This window comes from Alysiella sp. (genome assembly GCF_030525755.1).
In the GTDB taxonomy this organism is placed as follows: Bacteria; Pseudomonadota; Gammaproteobacteria; order Burkholderiales; family Neisseriaceae; genus Simonsiella.
In genome coordinates this window covers 24,978-34,653 of sequence record NZ_JAUNEC010000014.1, presented here as the reverse complement: position 1 = coordinate 34,653, position 9,676 = coordinate 24,978, and the positions used below count along the sequence as shown (strand labels likewise).

Here is a 9,676-nt window from a genome sequence, read left to right as displayed (position 1 = left end):
ATTTACCCGCATTGGGCATACCCAGCAAACCCACGTCTGCCAACACTTTCAGTTCAAGCTGCAAGGTACGCGCTTCGCCATCTTCGCCATTTGTGTATTGTTTGGGGGCGCGATTGACCGATGATTTGAAATGTATGTTGCCCAAACCGCCTTTGCCACCACGCGCCACGCACACGCGCTGCCCATGGTGGGTTAAGTCTGCCAAGATTTCATCGGTGTCCACATCGCGGATTAAGGTGCCGACTGGCATACGCAATTCGATGTCGTCTGCGCCTGCGCCGTAGCGGTCGGAGCCGTGTCCTTTTTCGCCATTTTTGGCTTGGTAGCGTTTCACAAAGCGGTATTCCACCAGCGTGTTGATGTTTTCATCGGCAACGGCAAAAACGCTGCCACCGCGTCCGCCATCGCCACCATCGGGCCCACCGCGCGGTACGAATTTTTCACGGCGGAAACTGGCTGCACCGTTGCCGCCTTTGCCGCCAATGACTTCAATTTTGGCTTCGTCTATGAATTTCATTGTATTATGCTTCTTTCTGTCTCAGTTTGCTTTTCAGTACACAAGAAAATTTATATCGATTGCCACATACCTGTTCCCTCCCCTGCAAGTAGGGGAGGGAACAAGAAAGTGGCAATTTGTGTCTACTGACAAGCAACCTAACATTTGGCTCAAGATAGGACGATTATAAAGGATTTGGCACAATTTTGCTGATGTGTTTGATATTTCGGATTTTTTAGACAGCTTCTAATACGCACACCACAATCCAATATTGCCAACGCGCACGCACCATATCGCGCCACGCATCGCCATCGGGCATGACTGCCGCCAGTTGCGCTTGCAAGTCATTTAATGACAAGGGATTTTCTGCTGCCAAATTCAGCAAAATGTGGTCAATGTCGTCCAAATATTGCCAGCGTATCCAATCTCGTCCATCGCGCCAAATGACCATATTGCCCACTGCTTTCAAATCCGCATCGTCAGGGTAATGTTGTTCAAAATCAGTATCATAAGATTTGAGTTGCACACTGGCATTCGGTTGCATGGGCGCGTTGTCATCGTCATTGGCGGCGGCAGCGCTGGGCGCAACAATCGCCACTTCCGCTTGCAACTGTGCCACTTCCAAATCCATCAAAGCCAAAATCCATTCAGGCAGCTTTTGATTTTCTTGGCAAAATTTCAAAAATTCGGCAGCAATGTCTTGAAAAAATGGCGAATGCGATTCGCCATCGCGCACAAAATCTTCCAATAAATCAGTCCATTGCTGGCGTTCCAAATATTTTGGGGCGACAACGAAACAACGGTTCACAAAACCAAAAATATTGTTGCGAACCAAGCGCATATAAACAGCCAAACGTTCAGGCGGAAAGCGAACAGGGTCGGGCGATACGCCTTGACGTACCGCCATTGCCAACTCGTTTTTGAAATCGGCAGAGGTTTGATTTTCAAGCGACATGACGGTACTCTTTGTGCGCGTTAATTTGGAAGTCTTTGATTTTTTGGACTTCTGCCAATAATTCGCCAAATGGGGGGAAGTTGAAATCGCGTTCCAGCAATGTAGGCGGAATGTGTGGCAACACGTCATAAGCATAAGCCAGCAAATCCCAAACATTGTCTTGGACTTTTTCGCCATGCGTGTCAATCAGCAATTCGGGGTTTTCATCGTCATGCCCTGCAATGTGAATGTAGGCAACACGCGCACCGTCCACGCGATTGAGAAAATCACGCGGTTTGAGCAAACCGTGATTGACCGCATTCACATAAATATTGTTTACGTCTAAATGAATCAAGCAGTTGGCTTCTTGGGCGACCGCGTTCAAAAATTGCACTTCGTCCATTTCTGCCAAAGGCGAATGCAAATAATAAGATGTGTTTTCAATGGCAATTTGGCAACCCAAAAAATCTTGCACGGTACGAATGCGTTGCGCGGTGTGGGCTATGCTTTCGTCTGTAAAGGGAATGGGCAACAAATCATACAGGTGTCCGTGGTCTTGGCAATAGCTCAAATGGTCGGAGAAAAATTGCGTATTGTATTGATTCATCATGGATTTAATGCCTGCAAGCAAATTCATGTCCAACGGTGCTTGCCCACCCAAAGACAGCGACAAACCGTGAATCACCACGGGGATTTGTTCTGCGGCTTGGTCAAACAATTTGCGTGCTGTGCCACCCATTTTAATCCAGTTTTCGGGGGCAACTTCAATAAAATCAATGGGGTGGTTTTCAGGCAGCTTTAAAAAATCCTGTGCCAAATCGCGGCGATAGCCCAAACCTGAACCGTGTATTTTGCCGTTTAACATGATGAATTTTTTTGAATAATGAACATTTCAGGCAGCTTGGAAACGATTTCGTGCGTTTCCAAGCTTGCCTTGAAATGTTTAAAAATTTGATGATATAGAATTATTTAGCTGGTGCAGAAGCACCTTCGCCACATTTACCTTCGGCGGCTTTGGCTGGGGCAGACGTGCCACCACAAGTGCCTTCGGCAGCTTTCGCGCCAGAAGCAGCACCGCAAGCACCTTCACTGGCTTTTGCACCCGAAACAGCAGAAGCTGCTGCACTACCGCATTTTCCTTCACCACATTTACCTTCTGCTGATTTAGCAGGCACGGAAGTGGCAGCTACTGCGGCTTCTGCAGTTTTTGGGACTTCTGGTTTGCTGGCTTGTTGTGCTTCACCACACGCTGCCAAAGTCAATGCACCTGCCAAAGCAGCAATGGAAATTTTACTCATGATTTTTGCTCCAAGTAGTTAAAAAAATTAAAAGAATTTTGCCCATTTAAACTTACGTTTAAACAGGCTATCCAACGACCACGCACCACCACCTTGTAGAATAATAGGCGTGAAAATAACCAGATAGATGACCGCCATCTTGTAGCCACCATTGCCGATATTGTACCCCAGTCCTGCGTGAACTGCATACCACGCAACCAAAGTCAAAATCGCCAAAATAAGGGCAGACAATCGGCTTGCTAAACCCAAAAGCAAAGCAATAGGGAAAATCAGTTCCGCCCACATTGCCAGTTGCCAATTTATTTCGGATGACAAAATATTGAACGGAAACGGAAATTTGTTTTGAATATCGGCAAACCAATTTTGTCCGCGCCATTTTTCTATGCCCGCTTCCCAAAATTCGTAAGCGACAAAAAGGCGCAAAACCAGCAAACTCAATGCCTGTGTATGGATTTGAAAATTCATTTTTGCTCCAACAAGTGATTTTAAACGTTGGTCGTTTGAGCATGCCATTTCCTTACACCGAAATGGATTATATAATCTAACTTATTATTTTAAATTAAAAAATATAGTAGAAAAAGTGAAAATGCAGTACAAGGCGACAATGCCTTTATGTACGTACTACATAAGGGCGTTAGCAACGCCGTAATGCTTCTTCAATTCTACGACTATAAATTTCAATTTGATTGATGTGATTTTAGATTACAATATTTGTCTCAAAATCATAATTAACATGAAACCAAAATGACTGCCCCAAACTGGCAACAAATTCGCCAACATTTATTGCGCTTTGCCCACATTCAACTGATACATCAAACAGATTTAATTGAAGATTTGGTACAAGATACGCTCACCATTGCCTATGAAAAACAAGCCACATTTCAAGGACAAGCCCAATTTCAAACATGGGTGTTTGGCATTTTCAAAAATAAAGTGAAAGATGTGTTACGCCAGCAAACACGTTGGCAAACTCAAGCAATCGCCGATGAACGCGAACAGCAGCTAGACGATGTTTTTGTGCAACAATTTCAACAAAATGGGTGTTGGCAAGACGATTGCGAATTGACAGATTGGGCAGCATATCAACCTGATAATACCTTGAAAGAAAAACAGTTTTTACAAACTTTGCAACTGTGTTTATACGCATTGCCCGAAAATACGGCACGTGTATTTATGATGCGTGAAATTTTGGGTTTCGATGCGCGTGAAATCCAGCAAAAATGTGCATTAAGCCCCAATCATTATCATGTTTTGATGCACCGCGCTCGGGAAGGTTTACGGCAATGTTTGCAAATCAAATGGTTCAATAAAATGGAGTAGGACTTTGAAAAACATGAAAAATTGTCTCAATATCACTCGCCTGATCTCCCAAGCACATGACGAAAAATTGGCATTTAAGCAACGCGTTTTGCTCAATTTGCACACAATGATGTGCCGCAAATGTCGCCGCTATCGCCAACAAATTCAAATGATTGAACAGGCAATGCGGCGTTTATCATGATAAACTGATTATCTGAAAATTTTTTAAAAAGGAAACAAAAAATGCGAAATGAACAAGAATTACACGGCTTAACCTTACTAGGCAACCAAAAAACTGAATACCACAGCGACTACGCCCCAGAAGTGTTGGAAGCCTTTGACAATAAACATCAAGGCAATGATTATTTTGTTAAATTTGTTTGCCCTGAATTTACCAGTTTATGTCCGATGACAGGGCAACCTGATTTTGCCACGATAATTATTCGCTATATTCCTGATGTGAAAATGGTGGAAAGCAAATCGCTGAAATTGTATTTATTCAGTTTCCGCAATCACGGTGATTTCCACGAAGATTGCATCAATATCATCATGAAAGATTTAATTAAACTGATGAACCCAAAATACATTGAAGTGTTTGGCGAATTCACGCCACGCGGTGGGATTGCCATACACCCATTCGCCAATTATGGGCGCGAAGGCACACCTTTTGAGCAAATGGCACGCGAACGATTGTTTGCCCACGATATGGCTGCCTGAAAAATCTTTTGTTTCAATCATATTTAATCTTAAAATACGCCCTTTTTTTTCAGGCAGCTTAAATCATGTCTTCACTTTCTGCATTTGCCATTTTAGGACCTACTGCAAGTGGCAAAACAGCTTTGGCATTACAGTTAGCAAAAATTTTCCCAATTGAAATCATCAGCTTGGACAGTGCCTTGGTTTATCGTGGAATGGATATCGGCACCGCAAAACCAACCTTATCTGAACGTTTGGCAGTGCCCCACCATTTGATTGACATTATTTCGCCCATGCAAACATACAGCGCAGCAGACTTTGTTACCGATTGCACACACTTAATTGGTGAAATTCATGCACGTGGCAAAATACCTTTGATTGTTGGTGGAACCATGATGTATTACCACGCACTCACACAGGGTTTAAATCAGTTACCTGATGCCAATGAAGAAATCCGACATCAACTACATGATTTAAAAGAAAAACATGGTCTGTCTTTTCTGTATCAACGTTTACAGGAAATAGATGCCACAACGGCTGCCCGTTTATCTGCCAACGACAGCCAACGCATTGAACGGGCTTTAGAAATTTTTGAATTAACAGGTAAACCATTAAGCACTCATTTACAAGAAAATGCGGTTCGCACACCACTTCGCCTGCATACTTTGGCTTTGCTGCCTGAAAACCGCGATTTATTGCATCAGCAAATCAATCGGCGTTTTACAATGATGTTGGAAAACGGCTTATTAGATGAAATATGCCATTTACGTACACATTATCCTGATTTGCATCAAGATATGCCTTCTATGCGTTGTGTGGGCTATCGTCAGGCATGGGCGCATTTAAATGGCGACATTTCGGCAAATGAGTTGTTGCAACAGGGACAGGCTGCAACACGGCAACTTGCTAAACGCCAATTAACTTGGTTACGGAAAATCCCTGCTGATACCGTGCTTGACCCTTATGCTGCAAGAGATGTGTTTCAGGCAGCTTCTTGTGCTTTACACCATTTCATACAACAAAATACTTCCAATCTATTTAATGAAAATGTTACATAACCATCTTTTTGCTGCTTTTGCTTTGTCTTGAAGCCGCCTGTTAATGGCTCCTTTTCAGGTAGCCCATCATGTTTTGAAAGACAAACCATGAACCACAACGATTTATTCACACCCAACACACTTTCTGTTTCTGAACTCAACGCCATAGCACGCCAATTATTGGAAAACCAATTTCAAGGCATATGGGTAAGTGGCGAAGTGTCCAATCTCACTCGCGCCGTCAGCGGTCATTACTATTTTTCCCTGAAAGACAATCACGCACAAATCCGTTGTGCCTTATTCAAATCTGCCGCACAACGTTTGTCACAAGCACTCAAAGAAGGCGACCACATTGAAGTTTCAGGAAAAATCAGCATCTATGAAGCACGCGGCGAATTTCAAATTACCGTACATGAAGTACGCCAAATTGGTTTAGGCGTGCTTTATGAACGCTATGAGAAACTCAAACAGCATTTACAACAAGAAGGTTTATTTGCCGCAGAACACAAAAAAAAGCTGCCTGAAAACCCATGCCGCATTGGCATAATCAGCAGCTTGGCAGCAGCAGCGTTACACGATGTATTAAGCACTCTGGCACGTCGTGCTCCGCATATTCCACTCATCATTTATCCTACTGCTGTACAAGGCACAGGTAGCGAAAAACAGATTACCACCGCCATTCAAACTGCTTCACAACGCGCTGAAACCGATGTCTTGATTGTGTGTCGTGGCGGTGGCAGCATAGAAGACTTATGGTCATTTAATGAAGAAATGGTGGTACGTGCCATTGCCAACTGCACCATACCGATTGTCAGTGGCGTAGGACATGAAACCGACTTTACCTTATGCGATTTCGCTGCCGATTTACGCGCCCCTACCCCCACTGCAGCGGCAGAATTGGTCAGCCCAGACCGCAATGTCCTTTTAGCACAAACACATCGCTTTCAGGCAGCCTTAACCGACTTATTGCAACAACATCATCACAATGCTGCCCAAAAAACCGATTTTTTGGCACAACAATTATTGCACCCACAACAAAAATGGCACCTCCAACATCAACGACTCACACACCAAAAACAACAACTGGATTACATCATTCGCCAACAATACCATTACCAACAACAGCGTTTAAACACCTTACAACAACGCATCTTGTCCCAACGACCTCAAATCGTTTGGCAACAACACAATTTGCTGTCCATACAGCATACCTTAAAACACCATACACAGTTTTTTTTCAGGCAACAACAACAAAAATTGCAACAACAAAATCACATTTTACAAGCCATTTCACCACAGCAGGTTTTACAACGTGGTTTTGTGGTCGTTAAAAACACACGCGGCAGTTTAATCAGCGATGCCAAACAACTGAAAGCAGGACAAAAATTGCAGTTGATTTTTGCCAACAGCCAAGCCGATGTTCAAGTCAGCCAACAGCAAAAACAAAGCGAATTATTTGATTAAACAATCAAAATATTTAGAACCTGTGTTCATAATCTTAATGGCTTACTTTTAAGATTATGAACACAGGTTCTTAGATAGAAATTGATACTACTCATCAAATTTTGATGCCTTATCCCGTTTAACTTGTGTGTCTCATCAAGTAAAAAATCATCTTAAAATGGTGTTTTCAGGCAGCCTGAGACTTCTGCAAAACTCGGTTTACAGGGCGAATTGCATACCTGCCCTGTTAAGTTGTATTTTTAGGTCAATTTATGGTCAACCCAATAAAAGTAACACGAATTCAGGACAAAATGGATTTAACAAAGGTTTCGGCCTGCCTCACAGAGTTTAGGCTGGCTGAAAACACACAACACATTAATTATTTTGGGTTTCAATAAATGTTTTAATGCCATCTATTGACACCAACGCAGTACAAATTGCTTCTTTTTCAATGCGTTTTGCCAAACCAGCCAATACTTTTCCTGGTCCACATTCAGCAGATTGTGTAATGCCTTCTTGTACCAATTTAGCAACAGTCTCTGTCCAACGAACGGGACTGTACAACTGACGTACCAAAGCATCTTTGATTTGTTCGGGCTCGTGGTATTCAGCCACATCTGCATTATGAATTACGCGTATTTTAGGCTGCCTGAAAACAATGTCATTCAAGGCAATCGCCAATTTTTCTGCGGCAGGTTTCATCAAACGGCAATGCGATGGCACAGAAACAGGCAAAGGTAAAGCCCGTTTTGCACCTGCTTCTTTGGCCGCATTCATGGCTCGCTCTACTGCTGCTGCGTTACCTGCAATCACGATTTGTCCAATGGAATTGTAATTCACGGCTTCACAGACTTCACCCTGTTCGGCTTGAGTACAAATTTGGCGCACGATTTCATCGTCCAACCCCAAAATTGCCGCCATTGCACCCACACCTTGTGGTACAGCAGATTGCATCAACTCGGCACGCAAACGTACCAATTTGACAGCATCGGTAAAATCCAAGCTGCCTGCGGCAACCAATGCGCTGTATTCGCCCAAACTGTGTCCTGCCACCACATCAGGCACACATCCACCTGCTTCCAAATAAGCACGATATGTTGCTATGCCCGCAGCCAGCATTAAAGGTTGTGTATTGACGGTTTGCCCGATTAATTCAGCATCTTCGCCGTTCATCATTGCCCATAAATCTTGGTTTAAGGCAGCTGAAGCTTCATCAAACGTGGCTTTAATAATGTCCACACCATCAAAACCGTTCATCATATTCAGGCTTTGTGAGCCTTGTCCAGGGAAAAAAAATGCAAAAGACATGATATTTCCTTTTAAATTGAAAGTTAAAGGGGTTTCAAGCGGCTGAAACAACATAAACATAAAAGGCTGCCTGAAACACAATCAAATATGTGCAGTAAACGCATCACTGAAAAATGCCTGTTCAGGCAGCCCTGCTTGAGCAACAAACACACGGCGACTGCCATTGACCATTTCAGGCGAACCACAAGCATACACTTCATATTGTGATAAATCGGGATAATCACGCAAAACATGTTCCGTTACATGACCCATCGCACCTTGCCAATGTTCATCAGGACGTGATAATACAGGTGTATAACGTGCATTGGGCAATTGTAGCAATAAAGCGTGTAATGCGTTTTCATCATAAAAACCTGTGGTAAAACGGTTACCGTGATAAATGTGTATGTCTCTTTGACTATCGGTTTCTGCCAAATGACACAATAATGATTTAATCGGCGCAAAACCTGTTCCTGTTGCCAATAAAATCAATGGTTTTTGGCTTTTTTGATTAAGAGTAAATGCGCCCAATGGTCCACGCAAACGCACGATTGAGCCACTTTTTAATCTACCATCAAACAATTGCGGCGAAAACAAACCACCTTCGTGCAAACGCACATGAAATTCCAGTTTATCCGATTGCGATGGGGCGTTGGCAATCGAATAACTGCGGCTGCCATCTTTGAGCAAAATATCCATGTACTGCCCTGCGTAAAACCGAAACGGTGGGGCTTTGGGCAAAGCAACGCTTAAAATAGCAACATCGCCACGCACTTGTACATCGGCAACACGCGCAGGCAATGTGCGTATGGTCAAAGCGTTAGCACCTGCATAGGCAGGCATATCCACATTGATATCACTTTGTGCTTGAGCGCAACAGAGCAAAATCATGCCTGCTTCAATTTCTTCTGGACTCAACACATAATCATCATATTCGCCACTTTGGGCAATGCTGCCTGAAACCAAACGCGCACGACAACTACCACACACACCGCTTTGGCAAGAATGGGGCAGATTGATGCCTTGACGTATGGCTGCTGCCAAAATGGTTTCGCCATCATTGCTACTAAATTGGGTTTGACTGGGAGAAACAGTAATTTGAGACATGGTTTGTGATTTCGTTTAGGCTGCCTGAAAGTTTCAAGCAGCCTGATTTAGGGTATTTTAATTGATAGGCTTAATTATT

General features: G+C 43.4%; 11 protein-coding genes and 1 pseudogene. 5 read left to right on the top strand and 7 right to left on the bottom strand.

Annotated elements, in window-relative coordinates:
- The 5 genes and pseudogenes from Q4B82_RS04325 to Q4B82_RS04305 form a co-directional block, all read right to left on the bottom strand.
- Positions 1-517 (bottom strand): annotated as a pseudogene (locus tag Q4B82_RS04325) (GTPase ObgE); the annotation flags it as partial.
- A gap of 214 nt (positions 518-731) precedes the next feature.
- Complete coding sequence (locus tag Q4B82_RS04320; protein WP_303065198.1) at positions 732-1,451, bottom strand: putative DNA-binding domain-containing protein; 720 nt, start codon at positions 1,449-1,451, stop codon at positions 732-734.
- Positions 1,441-2,295, bottom strand: coding sequence for a DUF692 domain-containing protein (locus Q4B82_RS04315; RefSeq protein WP_303065197.1), 855 nt, complete (start codon positions 2,293-2,295; stop codon positions 1,441-1,443). The genes Q4B82_RS04320 and Q4B82_RS04315 overlap by 11 nt, the downstream gene beginning before the upstream one ends.
- Positions 2,296-2,395: 100 nt before the next feature.
- The gene (locus Q4B82_RS04310; protein ID WP_303065196.1) at positions 2,396-2,728 is read right to left on the bottom strand and encodes a hypothetical protein; all 333 of its coding nucleotides are present in this window, start codon (positions 2,726-2,728) and stop codon (positions 2,396-2,398) included.
- Positions 2,729-2,755: 27 nt separating this feature from the next.
- Positions 2,756-3,193 carry a DoxX family protein gene (locus Q4B82_RS04305; protein WP_303065195.1) on the bottom strand — a complete coding sequence of 146 codons (438 nt, stop codon included), beginning with the start codon at positions 3,191-3,193 and terminating at the stop codon, positions 2,756-2,758.
- Positions 3,194-3,472: 279 nt separating this feature from the next.
- Here Q4B82_RS04305 and Q4B82_RS04300 point away from each other — a divergent pair, with 279 nt between their 5' ends.
- The 5 genes from Q4B82_RS04300 to xseA all read left to right on the top strand — a co-directional run bounded on the left by Q4B82_RS04300 (position 3,473) and on the right by xseA (position 7,224).
- Positions 3,473-4,048 (top strand): sigma-70 family RNA polymerase sigma factor, encoded by a 576-nt coding sequence (locus Q4B82_RS04300; RefSeq protein ID WP_303065194.1) that lies wholly within the window; start codon positions 3,473-3,475, stop codon positions 4,046-4,048.
- 13 nt (positions 4,049-4,061) lie between these two features.
- Positions 4,062-4,229 carry a zf-HC2 domain-containing protein gene (locus tag Q4B82_RS04295; protein ID WP_303065193.1) on the top strand — a complete coding sequence of 56 codons (168 nt, stop codon included), beginning with the start codon at positions 4,062-4,064 and terminating at the stop codon, positions 4,227-4,229.
- A gap of 41 nt (positions 4,230-4,270) precedes the next feature.
- A complete protein-coding gene (gene queF / locus Q4B82_RS04290; RefSeq protein WP_303065192.1) occupies positions 4,271-4,744 on the top strand; it encodes a preQ(1) synthase in 474 nt (157 codons plus the stop codon).
- A gap of 65 nt (positions 4,745-4,809) precedes the next feature.
- On the top strand, positions 4,810-5,781 hold the full coding sequence (gene miaA, locus Q4B82_RS04285) for a tRNA (adenosine(37)-N6)-dimethylallyltransferase MiaA (protein ID WP_303065191.1): 972 nt from the start codon (positions 4,810-4,812) through the stop codon (positions 5,779-5,781).
- A gap of 87 nt (positions 5,782-5,868) precedes the next feature.
- Entirely contained in the window at positions 5,869-7,224 is a 1,356-nt protein-coding gene (gene xseA, locus Q4B82_RS04280; RefSeq protein ID WP_303065190.1) for an exodeoxyribonuclease VII large subunit, read from the top strand.
- Between the two features lie 354 nt (positions 7,225-7,578).
- Here the strand turns inward: xseA and fabD are convergent, their stop codons facing one another.
- Together fabD and Q4B82_RS04270 are read right to left on the bottom strand one after the other, a co-directional pair.
- Positions 7,579-8,511, bottom strand: a complete 933-nt coding sequence (gene fabD / locus Q4B82_RS04275; protein WP_303065189.1) for an ACP S-malonyltransferase — start codon at positions 8,509-8,511, stop codon at positions 7,579-7,581.
- An 81-nt stretch (positions 8,512-8,592) separates the two neighbouring features.
- A complete protein-coding gene (locus Q4B82_RS04270) occupies positions 8,593-9,597 on the bottom strand; it encodes a 2Fe-2S iron-sulfur cluster-binding protein (protein WP_303065188.1) in 1,005 nt (334 codons plus the stop codon).
- Between the last annotated feature and the right edge of the window lie 79 nt (positions 9,598-9,676).

Coding starts and splice junctions, on each gene's coding strand:
- Q4B82_RS04320 (WP_303065198.1), bottom strand. CDS start 1,451: ATGTCGCTTGAAAATCAAACCTCTGCCGATTTCAAAAACGAGTTGGCA.
- miaA (WP_303065191.1), top strand. CDS start 4,810: ATGTCTTCACTTTCTGCATTTGCCATTTTAGGACCTACTGCAAGTGGC.
- Q4B82_RS04305 (WP_303065195.1), bottom strand. CDS start 3,193: ATGAATTTTCAAATCCATACACAGGCATTGAGTTTGCTGGTTTTGCGC.
- Q4B82_RS04295 (WP_303065193.1), top strand. CDS start 4,062: ATGAAAAATTGTCTCAATATCACTCGCCTGATCTCCCAAGCACATGAC.
- Q4B82_RS04300 (WP_303065194.1), top strand. CDS start 3,473: ATGACTGCCCCAAACTGGCAACAAATTCGCCAACATTTATTGCGCTTT.
- Q4B82_RS04310 (WP_303065196.1), bottom strand. CDS start 2,728: ATGAGTAAAATTTCCATTGCTGCTTTGGCAGGTGCATTGACTTTGGCA.
- fabD (WP_303065189.1), bottom strand. CDS start 8,511: ATGTCTTTTGCATTTTTTTTCCCTGGACAAGGCTCACAAAGCCTGAAT.
- xseA (WP_303065190.1), top strand. CDS start 5,869: ATGAACCACAACGATTTATTCACACCCAACACACTTTCTGTTTCTGAA.
- Q4B82_RS04315 (WP_303065197.1), bottom strand. CDS start 2,295: ATGTTAAACGGCAAAATACACGGTTCAGGTTTGGGCTATCGCCGCGAT.
- Q4B82_RS04270 (WP_303065188.1), bottom strand. CDS start 9,597: ATGTCTCAAATTACTGTTTCTCCCAGTCAAACCCAATTTAGTAGCAAT.
- queF (WP_303065192.1), top strand. CDS start 4,271: ATGCGAAATGAACAAGAATTACACGGCTTAACCTTACTAGGCAACCAA.